17 protein-coding genes and 1 tRNA gene are annotated in these 15,657 nt (G+C 43.2%); 7 read left to right on the top strand and 11 right to left on the bottom strand.

The genetic code is table 11. The annotated features are described in order from the left end of the window. Nucleotides 1-81 precede the first annotated feature (81 nt). Nucleotides 82-1,419, bottom strand: a complete 1,338-nt coding sequence (locus EQU50_RS01695; protein WP_130153432.1) for a hypothetical protein — start codon at nt 1,417-1,419, stop codon at nt 82-84. A 211-nt stretch (nt 1,420-1,630) separates the two neighbouring features. On the opposite strand from EQU50_RS01695, the gene EQU50_RS01690 reads away from it, so the two are divergent. Both EQU50_RS01690 and EQU50_RS01685 read left to right on the top strand, forming a co-directional pair. Continuing rightward, on the top strand, nt 1,631-2,494 hold the full coding sequence (locus EQU50_RS01690; RefSeq protein WP_207216280.1) for a glycine--tRNA ligase subunit alpha: 864 nt from the start codon (nt 1,631-1,633) through the stop codon (nt 2,492-2,494). Nucleotides 2,495-2,557: 63 nt separating this feature from the next. Continuing rightward, complete coding sequence (locus EQU50_RS01685; RefSeq protein WP_130153431.1) at nt 2,558-3,136, top strand: ferric reductase-like transmembrane domain-containing protein; 579 nt, start codon at nt 2,558-2,560, stop codon at nt 3,134-3,136. A gap of 102 nt (nt 3,137-3,238) precedes the next feature. Here the strand turns inward: EQU50_RS01685 and EQU50_RS01680 are convergent, their stop codons facing one another. The 4 genes from EQU50_RS01680 to pgmG (EQU50_RS01665) all read right to left on the bottom strand — a co-directional run bounded on the left by EQU50_RS01680 (nt 3,239) and on the right by pgmG (EQU50_RS01665) (nt 6,131). Beyond that, nucleotides 3,239-3,520: a helix-turn-helix transcriptional regulator gene (locus EQU50_RS01680; protein WP_207216279.1), complete on the bottom strand. Its 282-nt coding sequence runs from the start codon at nt 3,518-3,520 to the stop codon at nt 3,239-3,241. Nucleotides 3,521-3,522: 2 nt separating this feature from the next. Next, complete coding sequence (locus EQU50_RS01675; protein ID WP_130153429.1) at nt 3,523-3,840, bottom strand: type II toxin-antitoxin system RelE/ParE family toxin; 318 nt, start codon at nt 3,838-3,840, stop codon at nt 3,523-3,525. Between the two features lie 56 nt (nt 3,841-3,896). Further along, on the bottom strand, nt 3,897-4,238 hold the full coding sequence (locus EQU50_RS01670; RefSeq protein ID WP_165380289.1) for a phosphohexomutase domain-containing protein: 342 nt from the start codon (nt 4,236-4,238) through the stop codon (nt 3,897-3,899). Nucleotides 4,239-4,637: 399 nt separating this feature from the next. After that, nucleotides 4,638-6,131, bottom strand: coding sequence for a phosphoglucomutase/phosphomannomutase PgmG (gene pgmG / locus EQU50_RS01665; protein WP_242508802.1), 1,494 nt, complete (start codon nt 6,129-6,131; stop codon nt 4,638-4,640). Nucleotides 6,132-6,453: 322 nt separating this feature from the next. On the opposite strand from pgmG (EQU50_RS01665), the gene EQU50_RS01660 reads away from it, so the two are divergent. Next, nucleotides 6,454-6,765, top strand: a complete 312-nt coding sequence (locus EQU50_RS01660) for a hypothetical protein (protein ID WP_130153427.1) — start codon at nt 6,454-6,456, stop codon at nt 6,763-6,765. A gap of 53 nt (nt 6,766-6,818) precedes the next feature. Beyond that, nucleotides 6,819-7,582, top strand: a protein-coding gene (locus tag EQU50_RS01655; protein ID WP_130153426.1) for an IS5 family transposase whose coding sequence is annotated in 2 segments (ribosomal slippage) — nt 6,819-7,151 and nt 7,154-7,582 — 762 coding nt in all. Because the reading frame shifts where the segments join, the coding sequence is not laid out codon by codon here. A 322-nt stretch (nt 7,583-7,904) separates the two neighbouring features. On the opposite strand, the gene pgmG (EQU50_RS01650) is transcribed toward EQU50_RS01655, so the two are convergent. Together pgmG (EQU50_RS01650) and EQU50_RS01645 are read right to left on the bottom strand one after the other, a co-directional pair. Continuing rightward, on the bottom strand, nt 7,905-9,296 hold the full coding sequence (pgmG, locus tag EQU50_RS01650) for a phosphoglucomutase/phosphomannomutase PgmG (protein ID WP_420886593.1): 1,392 nt from the start codon (nt 9,294-9,296) through the stop codon (nt 7,905-7,907). A gap of 35 nt (nt 9,297-9,331) precedes the next feature. Beyond that, nucleotides 9,332-9,417: transfer RNA gene (locus EQU50_RS01645), tRNA-Leu, on the bottom strand. Between the two features lie 248 nt (nt 9,418-9,665). Between EQU50_RS01645 and EQU50_RS01640 the strand changes: the two genes are divergently transcribed. The 3 genes from EQU50_RS01640 to folD all read left to right on the top strand — a co-directional run bounded on the left by EQU50_RS01640 (nt 9,666) and on the right by folD (nt 12,576). Then, nucleotides 9,666-11,291: a hypothetical protein gene (locus EQU50_RS01640; protein ID WP_130153424.1), complete on the top strand. Its 1,626-nt coding sequence runs from the start codon at nt 9,666-9,668 to the stop codon at nt 11,289-11,291. A 94-nt stretch (nt 11,292-11,385) separates the two neighbouring features. Next, a complete protein-coding gene (locus tag EQU50_RS01635) occupies nt 11,386-11,688 on the top strand; it encodes a YggT family protein (protein ID WP_130153423.1) in 303 nt (100 codons plus the stop codon). A 9-nt stretch (nt 11,689-11,697) separates the two neighbouring features. Further along, a complete protein-coding gene (gene folD / locus EQU50_RS01630) occupies nt 11,698-12,576 on the top strand; it encodes a bifunctional methylenetetrahydrofolate dehydrogenase/methenyltetrahydrofolate cyclohydrolase FolD (protein ID WP_130153422.1) in 879 nt (292 codons plus the stop codon). Nucleotides 12,577-12,640: 64 nt separating this feature from the next. Here the strand turns inward: folD and EQU50_RS01625 are convergent, their stop codons facing one another. The 4 genes from EQU50_RS01625 to trmB form a co-directional block, all read right to left on the bottom strand. After that, complete coding sequence (locus EQU50_RS01625) at nt 12,641-12,955, bottom strand: hypothetical protein (RefSeq protein ID WP_130153421.1); 315 nt, start codon at nt 12,953-12,955, stop codon at nt 12,641-12,643. A 250-nt stretch (nt 12,956-13,205) separates the two neighbouring features. Continuing rightward, nucleotides 13,206-13,832 carry a MarC family protein gene (locus tag EQU50_RS01620; protein ID WP_130153420.1) on the bottom strand — a complete coding sequence of 209 codons (627 nt, stop codon included), beginning with the start codon at nt 13,830-13,832 and terminating at the stop codon, nt 13,206-13,208. Nucleotides 13,833-13,983: 151 nt separating this feature from the next. Beyond that, nucleotides 13,984-14,928: a bifunctional GrpB family protein/GNAT family N-acetyltransferase gene (locus EQU50_RS01615; RefSeq protein WP_130153419.1), complete on the bottom strand. Its 945-nt coding sequence runs from the start codon at nt 14,926-14,928 to the stop codon at nt 13,984-13,986. Nucleotides 14,929-14,941: 13 nt separating this feature from the next. Further along, complete coding sequence (trmB, locus tag EQU50_RS01610) at nt 14,942-15,631, bottom strand: tRNA (guanosine(46)-N7)-methyltransferase TrmB (RefSeq protein ID WP_130153418.1); 690 nt, start codon at nt 15,629-15,631, stop codon at nt 14,942-14,944. Between the last annotated feature and the right edge of the window lie 26 nt (nt 15,632-15,657).

Here is a 15,657-nt window from a genome sequence, read left to right as displayed (position 1 = left end):
AAAACAGCTCGAAACTTCCTGGGAGCCATACATTTGGTTGCTGCGGCTATTTGGCTTAATTGATGACACGCCCTAGTATTTTTAGAATGAGAGCTGGTTCTCTGCTTGTTTGGTGCTGTAATAGTTTCTTGCGTCACCAAAACCACCCGGTAAAGGAAAATGTGAGCAACCCATCATAGCGTTAGAAAAGCCAAACTGGTTCCAACGTGCTGCGAATTTTCTTGAAGGGACAACGAAAACAGCACCTTTGTCATAGGCTAATTTGAAAACCTCGTTATTTTCATCAAAAGCGAGTGCATATCCATCAGCTCCCGTTGCTAAAGAAATTGGTCTGCCATTCGCATCCCAAACAATCGGATTCTCAGCAGTAATGCCAATTGTAAATTCAGCTGCATATTGTCCTGGTTTCGCGTAGACTGGTTTGCTTTTAACTCTGATCATTATGTTATCTTCCCTGACCCAGTTATGTTCATATTGACCTTGCTTTATTCCCCAAAAACCCAGGTCGATTAAATGTTTAGCTAGGTCGGCACTGGCAAGTGACCCATCGTACCGTTTTGCATTGCGTAAGCGGCTTAAAGAACTGGCTTGGCTTAAAATTTTGTCCACAAAATCATAGGCATAGGCGATTTCACGTAAATAAACATTTTGTGAGACATGCTGATGAGAAAGGTGCCAGCGGATAATATGACCCCTGTGTTGTTTTAATCCAAATAAAGCACTTTCTGCCACTTCATCGTTGCAACCCGACGCATCGTAACCTGCCCAAATGGCTTGCTGAATATTGTGAAACATGGAAGGTGTCGGACATTTGGGTTTGGCGACAATTATCTCTTGGTTTAACTGTTCAAGATGCATCCGAAACTGAGAAGAGGCCGCGCCATTTTGCGTGTAAATATTGAGCCCCAAGGCTGATAAGTCATAAAAATAATCAGCATCATCATACCTTTTTTGTTTCCATAAATGATCCCCCGCTTTTTCGCAAAAATCTGCCCAGTACTGAAATTCTTTCGTTTTGAATATCTGCCCCATTTTTCCTTTATCGGCAGGATGCTTTGCAAGAAAGCCTTTAATCTTTACTAAAATTCCATCTTCAATCTTCTTCCTCTCTTCTGCAAATTTCCTGTCGGATTCTCGTTTCTTCTTTTTTTCTTCGGCCCTTTGTGCAGGGGTTTTGGCAGCTTCCTCTTCCAGATAGCTTTCGCACATTTGTGCCGCTAGGTACTTGTGTTGTTCCTCTGTGATTTGAGGTTCATTTGGATCATCATAATTATCGCAAGCGTTCATGATTTCGACCTCTCGCTCGGCGTCTGCTAAGCTAAAAGGAACCAAAGCTTTGTTTTGTTCCAGGTTTACTGCCTCATCATCAACTGCATAAGCAGTGCTGAGGGAGTAAGTGCCCAAGGCAAAGGCGGCCACAGGCAGGTAATTAAAGAAAGATTTAATGACATTATAATTAATTCCATTTCGATTAAGGAGGAGTGTTCGTATATAAACTTATTTAGTCGTTGGTGAGAATAAGCAAAAAGTACGTAAGAACGGTTTTCATCCAGTTTCATCTAGTTTTGTTGACGATTGAAAGATCCATCTTGTACCTTTAGCTATAAAAGAATTTTTGGGCGAAAAATCAGTGAAGTCTTTTCAAAATATCATTCTCGATTTACAAAAATATTGGGCTGATCAGGGGTGCGTTATTTTGCAACCGTACGACAGTGAAATGGGGGCCGGGACGACTCACCCGGCAACAACGCTAAGGGCTTTAGGGCCAAAGACCTGGAACGCGGCCTTTGTGCAACCCTGCCGCCGGCCGACTGATGGACGTTATGGCGAGAATCCGAACCGGACCCAACATTATTACCAATTCCAGGTGATTTTAAAGCCTTGCCCAGAAAACCCGCAGCAGCTGTATCTGAACAGCTTAAAGGCCATTGGTTTTGACTTAACCAACCATGACATTCGTTTTGTGGAAGATGACTGGGAAAACCCGTCACTTGGTGCCGCTGGCTTAGGGTGGGAGGTTTGGTGCGATGGTATGGAAATCACCCAATTTACGTATTTCCAGCAAGTGGGCGGGTTTGAATGTAATCCCGTGCCAGTGGAAATCACTTATGGGTTGGAGCGAATTGCCACGTTTATTCAAAAGATTGATAATCATTTTGATATTAATTGGAACGGGCTGGAAGGCCCTGGAAAACTGACCTATGGCGATGTATTTTTACAAGCCGAGCGCGAGTTTTCAGCCTATAACTTTGAGGTCGCGAACACAGATGTATTGTTGCGCCATTTCCAAGACTGCGAACAAGAGTGCCAGGCGTTGGTGGATAAAAATTTGATTCTGCCTGCCTATGAACAATGCATCAAGGCCAACCATGTATTTAACCTGCTGGATGCACGCGGGGTGATCAGCGTCACCGAACGCGCAGGATACATCGCCAAAGTTCGCACCTTGGCAAAGACTTGCTGTCAAGCCTGGATCACCCAGCAGGAACACTAAATGCAGATATTTTTATAAAATTCCGAGCGGATATTGTGCTTTGATATAGAAGAGGAATTTAAAATGAGGGAAGCTGTTAGAAACTTTATCCCTAAAAATCGTATATGGATTCTCACGCAATTGCCGGCAGTCGTAATGGGGATGATGCTAACGTATAACGGCAGCCAATGGGAATTGCTTACGCCCTATTCCGCATATTTTGCAGTGTCTTTCCTTGTCTTGACCTTGTCTTTAAATCCTATTAAAAAGCTGAAACCTCAATGGGTGTGGGTTCTGAAATTAAATCGCCATCGTCGGCAGTTAGGAGTCGCCAGCTTTTCTTGTGCATTGATACACTTTGTGTGTTTTCTGATTATGCGTGGCTCTTTTTATAAGGCCGTTCCGTATTTTTTCCACCCAGCAATTATTCCTGGTGTCTGGGTTGCTTTTCCAATACTTCTTGTGTTGGCAATCAGCAGTAATAATCGTTCCGTAAAAAAATTGACCTTTCCTAAATGGAAACAATTACATAGAACAGTTTATTTAGCAGAAGGTGTCATTATCGTTCATATGATTTTGATGGGCGAATTTGTGTTTGCTTTATGTTTTTTTGTGCCCTTGGTTGGGTTACAACTTTTAAGATTCAAGAACACACCGGTATGAAGAGCGCGCAGGATACATTGCCAAAGTTCGCACCTTGGCCAAAAGCTGCTGCCAGGCCTGAATTGCCCAGCAGGGCCAAGAGATTTTAGGTGAGGACCATCCTTATCTTATGTGAACTTGAACATGGCTCCCAGTTGCTTCAGCATATTTGTGAAGGGTTTTAAGGCTGGGTAGCGTCTTCCCTGACTCCAATCGCGCAATGACCGATTGCGTTGTCCCCATTTTGTTAGCTAATGCCTCTTGGGTTAAGCCTGCTCTGGAGCGAGCCTTGATAAGTTCCAAAACAACTTTGTAGTCAAGCTCCAGCGCATCATAAGTTTCTTTGAAATTTTGGTCTTCTAACCATTTTTTTTTAAGGACGTCAAAATCTTGCCATTTTTCCATTGTCATAACTCCTTTAATCTCTTTTTCGCACAATCAAGGGCCTGTTTTGGTGTCTTCTGGGTCTTCTTGATAAAAGCATGCAAAATGCCTACTGTTTGATTAGACAAAGCCACATAAATTACCCGCGCAATGCCATCCTTTCCTCTCAAGCGAATTTCCCATAATTTCTGGCCTAAGCTTTTCGCGTATGGCTCGCAAAGACCCAAAGGACCCACACTTTGAATAATTTCAAGAAGACGTGCTAGTTTTGCCCGCATTTCAACCGGTAGGTTATCGATTTCTTCTAAAGCTTTTTGATGAACAACGATTTTCCAGCGCATGCACAATATATAGCTTTTTTGCTATGTATTGTCAATGAATCTGTGCCTGTTTAATGTTACAACGGTAATTTTATTCCAAAAGGTTCCAAATAGCTTTTCATTTGTTCCAAAATGATTTTTAACCCCACTTCGGTTTGTGATTCAGCCCGCGCGCTTAATAAAGGCTCGGTATTGGAGGCTCGCAAGAGCCACCAGCCATCCTCTGTTTGAACATGGATCCCATCGACGTCGTCAAATTCGACATCATCCTCATAAAGCTCGTGCTGGATGGCAGCGACAATATTAAATTTTCTTTCGTCGGCGCAAACGATGCGCATTTCGGTGGTGTTGATACTCTTGGGCATAGCATCGAACATACTGGAGCTAGACGCGTAAGTAACGGATAAAAACAAAGTCATTGAGATAATAGTCAATAGCCTAAGATTCTTGGTTTTTTTCACTTCACCCTCTCGAAAATTAATAAAAAATGAATATGATTCTACCATTGAATCATTGAAAAAATATTAATGAAAGAGTTTAAGGCTGGTTCGGAGTTGAGATTTTTGAATATAGCGAACTTTTTTCTTGGGTAAAACCTCAGGGCGGATGCGTTGGATTCGTCAATTATCAAAGCACTTAGGTTGTCGCCGATTTTTGCGATCGTTTGGTTAAACAAAGCGGGGTTCTTTTGATGCCCGCATCGCTTTACGACCACCAAACCAATCATTCTCATGTCGGTTTTGGACGAAAAAATATGCCGGAAGCCTTGGAAAGGTTAAGGGCTTGTATTTAATAAGGCCCTTAACCTCAGTCTTCTTTTAAGGCAACTTTAAACCAAAAGGTTCCATATAACTTTGCAGCTGTCCCAAAAGAGTTTTTAATCCTTCTTCGGTTTGTGACTCAGCCCGCACACCCAATAAAGCCTGGGTGTTGGACGCTCTTAATAACCACCATCCATCTTTTGTTTGAACACGAACTCCGTCGATGTCATTAAAGGCGACTTCAGCTTCCTTAAGCGCCTTTTTGATGGCGGCAACGATATTAAACTTTCTGTCATCAGGACAATCAATACGCATTTCTGGTGTATTGATACTCTTGGGAAGTGCATCAAATATCTCACTTAACGTTTTATCACTTTGGTGCAGAATGTTTAAAAGACGAAGGGCAGCATAAATGGCATCGTCATAGCCATAATAAATATCGTTGAAAAAGATATGCCCGCTCATCTCCCCAGCTAGCAATGCCCCTGTTTTTGCAATTTCTGTTTTAATGTACGAATGGCCTGTCCGTGCCATAACGGGTTTGCCTTTGTTTTTTTCAATATCGTCGAATAGAACTTGGCTGGCTTTGACATCAGCAACGATGGTGGCTCCAGGGTTTCGCGATAAAATGTCGCGGGACCACAAAATCATCAGTTGATCCCCCCACAAAATACGGCCCTGACCATCGACCACACCAATGCGGTCTCCATCGCCGTCAAATACGATACCTAAATCACATTTATTTTGAAGGACGGTTTCTTGCAGTTGTTTTAAATTTTCTGCCACGGTTGGGTCTGGGTGATGATTTGGAAAATTGCCGTCAATCTTGGTGTTAATTGGGAAGGATTCGACGTTTAGCTTTTTACCATCAATCAACGATTGAATAATTTCTCCCGCAGACCCGTTTCCTGGATCCCATGCCACTTTTAAACGACGAGACGTTGGTTTGTAGTCCTTCAACAAACGATCCATATAGATTTTGCTGACTGAAACTTCCTGAGAAATTCCAACGCCATATGTCTTGGATTCACTTGGACCATTAGCTAACAGTTGAATATCTTTGGCAAAGAATGGACGATTCTTTAAAGCCATTTTGAACCCGTTATCCAAGGCAGGGTTGTGTGACCCATTGACCATGATCCCTGCATTAGTTTCCAAATGTTTGATCGCGAAATACAACATAGGCGTTGGTCCAAGGCCAATATTATAAACCTGGATGCCAGTTTGGGTCAGGCCGTCTATCAAGGCCGCTGTTAATTCGGGTGAACTTAAACGTCCATCAAATCCAAGGCTGAGAGTTTTAAGGCCATTTTTTTGCATCATTTGACCAAATCGCTGTCCCAATAAAAGGGCGTCTTTGATTGATAATGTTTGGCCCATGGTTCCCCTTATGTCGTATTCCCTTAAAATTTTGGGGTTAAAGGAGTGGCCGGAGGAGGAGGATGCTGGCGACGCCAAGTCCTCAGAGCCGGAACTAGAGGCATAAGAAATAGGTGAACACAAAGTGGTTGACATAAGGGCCATTAAAATAAGACGCTTCATTCTTTTCATTCCGGAGTCCTTTTTTTATAAAGCTAATTTAAAATTTAAGATAACTTAATTATTAAATCATTAAAAAATTCTTAACGGAAGGTTTTTTAGGAAGATTAGAGTTTTCATTTTTAGACCCTTGTGAAGAAAGAACCAATCAACGGACGTGAATGCAAAATTCTTTTCGGAACTTCTTTCGCGATAGTGAATAATTGAGAATTTTTAACATTTTGTTAATTTATATTTTTCTATAATGGTTTTGACTGGGAAATAATATTTTTTAATATTAGAGCCGTTTTTCTGTGCTTCTTTGGACAATAAAAATTTTTGTAGAGATTAAAAAATGCGTTATTTTATAAGATATAAAAAGAGAGCAATTGCCCTTATTTCCTTTGCAATTTACCTGTTAGGTTTTAATTCGGTAATAGCCAGTGAGAGCATTAAACAAAAGCTTAAATATACAGCTGTATGTACGCAGGATCTTGCTACAAAACAAAAAGCACGGTTTTATGAAATTTTAAGGAATGCAACTTTCAAGATTAATTGCTCTGATTATAGCTTGGAAACGAACATAGTTATCAGTAATCTTGATGCTGATCAACAGACAATGATGAAGTGTTTTATTAATGGTTCCTTAGGGCGTGTCATCAATTGAATAAGTCATAGATTTCTGTTTTAATTGAGAAAAATTTTACGAGGTTTTTTTCGGTGAGACGCTACGCATTACGGGATGATCAATGGGATCGCATTAAGGGTATGCTACCTGGAAGGGAAGGATATGTTGGTGCAACAGCAAAAGACAATCGCCTATTTATAGAAGCCGTTCTATATCGATATCGAGCTGGAATTCCGTGGCGTGATTTACCGGAACGTTTTGGGGATTTTAGAGTTATTCATCTACGCCATTCGAGGTGGAGCCAATCAGGTGTGTGGAAGAAAATTTTTGAGCTATTAAGCCAAGATGCTGACAATGAATACGCTATGATTGATTCAAGTATAGTGCGTGCTCATCAGCACAGTGCTGGTGCTAAAAAAAAGAATTCTCAGCTGACCAAGCGATTGGACGAAGCAAAGGAGGATTAAGCACCAAAATTCATGCCACCTGTGATGCGTTGGGAAATCCAACAGGGTTTTATTTAACAGCCGGACAAGATCACGATTTAGAAGGTGCCGATGCCTTAATAGATAACCTTACGCAAGCTGGTGCCGTCTTAGCTGACAAGGCTTATGACGCAGACGAACGTATGAGAAAAAAACTTGAAGAGAAAGGATGTGAGGCGGTCATTCCCCCAAAAAAGAATAGGATCAACCCTTGTTCGTATGATAAAGACCTCTACAAGGCCCGGCACCTCATCGAAAACTTCTTCGACAAACTTAAACAATACAGAGCCATAGCCACTCGATATGATAAAACAGCTCGAAACTTCCTGGGAGCCATACATTTGGTTGCTGCGGCTATTTGGCTTAATTGATGACACGCCCTAGATGCAACACGGAATTTTTTAAAAAGTTTACTGACTGGTATTACTGATAAGGAAATCATTAAAAAATAGGGTGGCTTCTTCTTTATTTGCCCAAGGATGGTCAAAAAGTCGAAAGCGACCAAACTCTTGTTTTAAGAAACCCCTCACAGTGTGTGGATAACAAGCTTTATTGGATCATGACCACAAACGAGTACGCCAGTATTATCAGACCCTATAGCGCTATGCTTTCGGATTTGATGATGAGAACCGGAAAGTCCATCAGTGAATGCCGCAGAGCAGAAAATAATGGTTGATGTGCTTTTTGTTATTTTTAAGGCAACTTTAACCCAAAAGGTTCCATATAACTTTGTAACTGTTCCAACAAAGTTTCTAGTCCTTCTTGGGTTTTCGACTCAGCCCGTGCCACCAAAATAGCCTGAGTATTAGAGGCTCGCAAAAGCCACCATCCCTCTTTCGTTTGCACCCGAACTCCATCCACATCATCAAACGAAACACCATCGTGGTGTAGTTGCACTTGAATAGAGGCCACAACGTGGAACTTTTTGTCATCTGGACAATCAATGCGAATTTCAGGCGTATTAATGCATTTGGGCAACTCATCAAACAGCTGGGTTAATTTTTTATCACTGTGGTGCAAGATGTTCAAAAGCCTGATCGCGGCGTATATGGCATCGTCATAGCCATAGTAGTCGTCGTTGAAAAAGATATGCCCGCTCATCTCTCCGGCCAGCAGGGCCTTGGTTTCCGCAATCTTTGTTTTAATAAGCGAATGGCCTGTGCGGGCCATAATGGCCCGGCCTTTATGCTGTTGAATATCATCGAACAGAACCTGGCTGGCTTTGACATCGGCGATAATGGTGGCCCCGGGGTGGCGTGATAAAACATCGCGCGACCACAAAATCATCAGTTGATCGCCCCACAAAATGCGGCCCTGGCCATCAATAACCCCAATCCGATCCCCATCACCATCAAAGGCAATGCCTAAATCACACCCGTGATCGTGGACGACTTTTTGTAGTTGAGCCAGATTTTCAGGCACAGTGGGGTCTGGGTGGTGGGCTGGGAATGTCCCATCAATGGTTGTGTTAATCGCCACCGAGTCAACGGCCAGCTGACCGCTGTCAATCAAGGACTGAACAATTTCACCGGCCGCCCCGTTGCCAGGATCCCACGCCACCTTTAATCGGCGGCCTGGTTTATAATCTTGAAGGAGACGTTCTGTGTAAGCTGTATCGATTGACACAGCTTCACAACGACCACCGGTATATGCCTCATCAGCTTCATGAACGGCCAAATTTTGAATGTCTTGCCCAAAAAACGGACGATGACCCAAAGTCATCTTAAATCCGTTATCTTCAGGCGGGTTGTGTGATCCAGTGACCATAATACCCGCATCTGTTTTTAAGTGCTTGACCGAAAAGTACAACATGGGGGTGGGGCCAATACCAACATCGTAGATATGTGCGCCGGTTTCAATAAGGCCGTCCATTAAAGCGGCTGTTAAATCGGGAGAACTGAGGCGGCCATCGCGGCCCACACTGACTGTTTTAAGGCGGTTCTTTCGCATCATTTGGCCAAAGCGCCGCCCTAATAAATAGGCATCTTTGGTTGATAACGTCTGGCCAACGGTGCCGCGTATGTCGTATTCCCTTAGGATTTTGGGATTAAAAGTATGGTCAGATGAGTCTGATACCAAGAGTATTCTCCTGAAAATAAGGAGGGATAAAAAAGCAAAGATGGTGCCCGCTGCCGGAGTCGAACCGGCACGCCCAAAGAGCGACAGATTTTAAGTCTGTTGTGTCTACCAATTCCACCAAGCAGGCAACATGAAATTATAGGTATCGGTTTTCAATTAATGGGTCAATCTTTTTCTGTTGTTTTTCTGTGGCTTAGGCTTCTTTTTTGGCTGTTCCTTATGGGGTTTGTCATTTAAAAGCCGACAAGTGCGTAGTTGGATTTTAACAAGCAGGCAAAGATATGGGGGTTGAGAAAATGGTTTTTGTGTTGGATCTTGACACTAAAAGTTTAATAAAATTACACTAAAATAGTAGCAACATACTGCTTGGTTTTTATGCGTAATCCAACCCTCAAAAAGGCACTTTTAACCCTTCTTTTATATACAACCCATACAAGCGTACTTCAGGCTTCTGCTGCTGCAACTGCAACTGCAGAAGAGGGTGACTCGATATCAAGGCCATCACTTCACCAAATATTTGATGGTCCAGGTCCCAGGGCTGTCATCATCAAAAAGCTTGACAGTTTGGAGGAAGCCATCAAGTTCGCATCAACTTCCCTGCCTGACGCCAATATCTTTTCATGTTGGGATGATATTAGAAGAGCCTATTTGCCAGGCCTTAGAACTCAATACATAAAGGGATATGGCGAAAAAAACCTTGAAGGCCTCAAAGCAGCTATCCAACTTGCTCACCATGGACAAGACCAGTTTGCAAACTGGATTAAAAATCCAGAAAAACTAATTCATGATAACGATTTAATGAGTCGTATCAGGGAAGCTTATACAGAACAATTTTCTGATGTTCTTCGGGGGTATTGCCAGATGATAACTGGAAAGGAACAGAAAGAGGAGGTGTTCCCTATGTTTGCAAAAGTTGGCCAAATATTCTCTTCTAAAGTCCAAAAACAAATAGATTATTTTATAAAATACCATAAGTACTGGTCTAAGTACTGGGCTCCAATATCACTTGGTCAAAGAAGTCTTGCTCAGCTTGAAGAATTGGCAGGAGAACACAACGATAAAGAAGCCCAGTGCGAGCTTAACCTTAGGGCAAGGACTGAGGACAAAACAGGGCGCAACTATCTAGAAGCGCGAATAAAATTGGGTGATCAGGATGCGCAATCTCAACTTAATCAGGCCGCAGGGAATTGTGAGTTAGGATTTGATGACAAAACAGGGCGCAACTATCTAGAAGCGCGGATAAAATTGGGTGATCAAGATGCGCAAAGGGTAGTTAACCACGCAGCTGAGAGTGGAAAATTAGGGTTCAATCAGGAATCTGGGCTTGGCTATTTGAAATCACAGGCAACACTTGGGGACCAAGATGCACAAAAGATACTTAACCAAGCAGCAGATAATGGAAAATTAGGATTTACGCAAGAATCGGGATTTGACTATTTGAAATCACAGGCAAAACTGGGGGACCAAGATGCACAAAAGATACTCAGCTACAAAGCCCAGTGGTGCAAATTAGGATTCGATCAAACGTCTGCACGAACCTATCTGGATGAACAGGTAAAACTGGGTGATGTTCATGCCCAACAAGCTCTTAATATCCTCGCTCTTGTAGGTACTCTTGGATTCACCGAAACGACAGGGCCCGCGTATCTAGAGGAACGAATCCGTGGTGGGGACCAGGATGCTCTGGAAGCTGTTTGTTACAGCGCGAGTATCGCCCATTTTTCAGATGGACGCGGTTGCTATGAACTTGGCACCGATAGCCATTTTTATTTTAGATATTATGATGCTCACTCATCTGGTGACAGACCAGTTACGCTTTATATCAACAGAAACTATGGATTCAATAAAGAAACAGGCCTTGCCTATTTGGAACAACACGCACGCCTTGGAAACTATAGCGCCCAAGTGATGCTTTATTGCCACGGAGGGGAGGACAAAAACCATAAAAACTTCTGGTTCTTCCAATTTTACAACGCGTTGATGGGATGGGAGCGAAATTAATCGCCAATTCCTTCATGCGTTTAGGTATGGCCTTGAAACTTAGAGCGCTCTGGGGTAGGTATTAGAAAATCGTGATTGTTTTCAAGGATACGGAATGGATGTTATTTTTGTCCCCATGTTAAGCGTACTGTTGAAAGTTATCGGCCTCTATCAATTTTTGGTATTGGTTTACATTATTTTAGGTTGGCTGGAAACGTTAAATATTGTAAATCGTTACAATCAAATTGTTTACACAATCCACACGTTTCTTTTTCGGTTGGTGGAACCTGTTTTAAACCCTATTCGCCGTTTTATTCCGAATTTCGGGGGGATCGATGTTTCGCCGCTTATTTTGTTTTTCATCATTTACTTCGTTCAAGGGGTCATTGCGCAAATTTTATACAAGTTTCCTTCCTAAGGGTTTTTGATGACGCAAGCAGTACTCATTGATGGCAAATTAATTGCCGCCCTCAAGCGTCAAAATATTAAACAACATGTGAGTCAGACTTTTCATGCGTTTGGTCGAAAGCCATCTCTGCATGTGATTTTGGTGGGCGATCATCCGGCAAGCCAATTGTATGTGCAAAACAAGCAGGCGGCGTGCCACGAGGTTGGTATCGATTCCTGCGTGCATAAGTTATCTGAAAATATGGTAGAGGATGGAGTTTTGGACCTGATTAAGGGGCTGAACCAGGATCCCGGTGTTCATGGCATTTTGTTGCAACTGCCCTTGCCCAATGCTTTTAACAGGCAACGGCTTTTAAATGAAATCAATCCCGCCAAGGATGTGGACGGCCTGCACCCCTATAACCTGGGCAGATTGATATCAGGGGATCCCTTGATGGTGCCCTGTACCCCCCTTGGATGTTTGGAGCTGATTCAATCGGTTTGCCCAGATCTGCGGGGGAAGCATGCTCTGGTCGTTGGGCGTTCTATTTTGGTCGGAAAGCCCATGGCGATGCTGCTGACAAATAACGATGTCACGGTCACCCTGGCGCATTCATCCACAGTTAACCTGAAGCAACTTTGCCAGCAGGCCGACATTTTGGTGACGGCTATCGGCCAGCCTCGGTTTATCACGGCCGACTTCATTAAGCCCGGAGCCATTGTCATCGACGTTGGCATTAACCGAGATGGATCCACAGAAGAGAAAGCATCCGTAGTGGGCGATGTGGACCGGGAGTCAGTGCAAAAAGTTGCCGGTTATGTGACGCCCGTACCTGGTGGAGTTGGCCCCATGACGATTGCGTGTTTGTTATCTAATACAGTTCGGGCGATGACGGTTCAGATTGCTGATGCGATCTAATTTTAACTGGCAGCTTCATCACGAGAGATCTATTGCTGCATTTGTGTATAAACCCGTTCATCCCTTAAGAGCCGCCAAACGTCGGCAAATTTAATCCGCATAGATAAAAAAATACATACGAGAAAGATACAAAAGCTAAAAAAATAGCCCCAATTAACAAATATATATGTGTCTTTTTAGGGCTATCTAGGGGTGTTGGAGCCAGATCTTTTAAAGAATCGTAGAATTTTTTATAGCTTTTTAAAACCTTTTCGTCGGTCATAGGATCCTTATCATTTGTATAGACAATTTTAGTAAGCTCGGCGGCTACTTGCAATTTTGTTTCTACCAAGCTTTCTGTTCTTTCGATGAGTTTGCTGGGAATTTCCGATATGGCCATAGTGCCTCCCATTTGGAAAATTTAAATGTGGCTAGGAGCTTTTTAAGATTTTACCTTTAGGAATTTGCCTTATCGTTTAAACAATGAATATACCCAAGATAAAATCCCACAATACAATAATTATCGTAAATCATTAAGGTTGATTACATTAAGCATAGATTGGAAAATTATCACATACGAATTTTTTAAAAAATTTCAACCAGTTGTTTGGCAATGTCCTCGAATGAATCCGGTTCGTTGCGATCTTTCCCTACACAGCTCTCAAAACCGCAATCACCCCAGTGATCATGTTTTGAATGGCAAGGGCCGCCAAGATAATGCCAAACACGCGGGTCAAAACATTTGTACCGGTCAAACCCAACACTTTCATAATTCTATCGGACAGCCGAAACGAGATATAAGTGATGCCCAAAACCAGAACCGCCAGCAATGAAACGGCAAGGCTGGTCAGAAAACTACGGGCTTGAGCCTGGCGCATTAAGATCACAATGGAGGTCAAGGCCCCAGGCCCTGCCAGCAAGGGAATGGCTAGGGGAAAGACAGATACATCCTCGTGCTTTTCGGCCTCCTCATCTCCTGTTGAGGCCCGCAATCCAACGGTCTTGCCCATGACCATTTCAATAGATGCCAATAACAACAAGAACCCCCCGGCGATTCTAAAGGCCGGCTCTGAGATGTTCAACGCATTCAGCAATTGATCACCCAAAAAGGCGAATGCCAGCAAAAGCACCAATCCTATAAAGCAAGATTTTTGCGCAATGCGGCGTCGCTTGTCCGGACTTTTTTTATGGGTAAGCCCAATATAGACAGGGACCACCGCGAAGGGGTCAATTACAACCAGTAAGGTAACAAAGGCCTGCCATAAAAAATCGTTCATAAAATGATACGCCAAAGAGTTTTCTTAGCTTAAATTCTATACCCCATTCAGATCATTTCCCAGGTTTTTCTGTTTGATTTTCTTTTCCATAAACGGCGGTTCAAAAGCCTTAACTCGAATGACTATTCGCGGCTTTCTCGCCTTTGAAAGCTTATAAAATTTTCCCAATAGCAATATCTTGCGGGTCGCTTTCATACCCATCGGGGTCTTCGAACGGCATTGTCTGGTAATTGTGCTTTTTATAAAAAGCATAGGCGAGGGGGGATGATTCAACGTGCAGACTTTGATAGCCTTGCCGGTTTAACCATTCTTCGCAAAGCGTCAAAAAGTGCCGACCAAACCCCTGATTTCTGAACGGCTCGTCGATGACGATAATCCGCATCGCCGCCCTTTGATGGGGCCATAATTGAAGATGCGCATACCCAACAACATGTGTTCCCTGGCAAAGGACCAAATGAACATGGTCATTGTGATTAAACGTCCACGTATAGGGATCGTCCACCGGAACCTTATCAAAGAAATACTTTTGGCGAAATTCTTTGGCGGCCTGCCATTCCAGATGATGGGTGCATTTCAAAAGCCGCAGCCGATTAAACCCCGCTTTTTGTAACACCTGCCGAATAAAGGCATCCTTGCCTAACGTATATCCTGTGAATAAAGGATTATTCTTTTCAAATGATTCCTTTTGATTCAAAAGAACAGCCTTTAAGGCGGCGTATTCAGCCAATGCCAAAGGATGAGCCCGCAAATAATCTCTGAAAAGCAGATTCAATTCAATCTCTGGGTGGTCAGCTTCGAAAACATGAAGATTAACCTCAAGTTCTCCGCGTTTCGTAAAGTTAAACTTAAAGGGGATATTCCACTCTCCCCTGTAATCAAACCCAGCTGCCTCTAAATTCACAATGGCCTGATCGGGATCTTTGACAACCCCAATAATGTCGATCTTTGGCTTTGCCGCCAACCCTGGAACCGCCGTTGAGCCCACATGGTGAACCTGTAAGCAATTACCACCAAGCGCACGGGTTATTTCTTTTGCTTCGCGCTCAAACAGTTGAGGCCAGTCGGGGTTATAGGGAACAACAGTGATGGATTTCATGATCGTTAGTTTCTCATACTTTTTTGTAAACCAAATACAAAGGTTTTCGCCCCGCTTCAAGGGCCTTTTGTTCATATCGTGTCAGCGGCCAATCGGTTAAGTCAGGCCGTTCCCAAATGTCGGGGCGCTTTTGATGAAACAAGGCTTGCACCTCTGGGATTGAAAAATGATTCAAAATCCAACTTTGGTAACCCGCATCATCCGTCGCGATTCGCCATGTACCGTGGGGTTTCAGCAGGTGGTGAATCTGCTTAATTTGATCCGCCTGAACAAATCGGCGTTTATGGTGGCGGTTTTTGGGCCAAGGGTCGGCGAACAATAAGACAACCTCGTCCAGGGATTGCGGGGGCAGATCCTTTAATAGCAGACGGGCATCTGCAGGAAAGATCAGAATATTCTGAATATCATGTTCGTTGGCCTGCTGTAAAAAGGCAGCAACCCCATTAATGAAAGGTTCGCACCCGATATGCAGCTTGTCCGGATGACTAAGCGCTTGTCCAAGTAAATGTTCGCCACTGCCGAAACCTATTTCCAGACACACCTTTTTTTTATGCCAAAAATCAAGGTTATGGCAAAGGCTATGGTCAAACAAAAACGTCGGCAGAGAATCTTGCCATAAATTCCGTTGATGAGATTTTAAGGGGCGAGCCTGGTGGCGACCGTAAACTTTATAGAATGTGGTGGAAGAGGGACGATCTGACATATTATATAACGTAAATATCTTTGGGA

The organism is Candidatus Finniella inopinata, assembly GCF_004210305.1.
Lineage (GTDB): Bacteria > Pseudomonadota > Alphaproteobacteria > Paracaedibacterales > CAIULA01 > Finniella > Finniella inopinata_A.
This window is presented reverse-complemented; position numbering and strand designations above follow the sequence as displayed.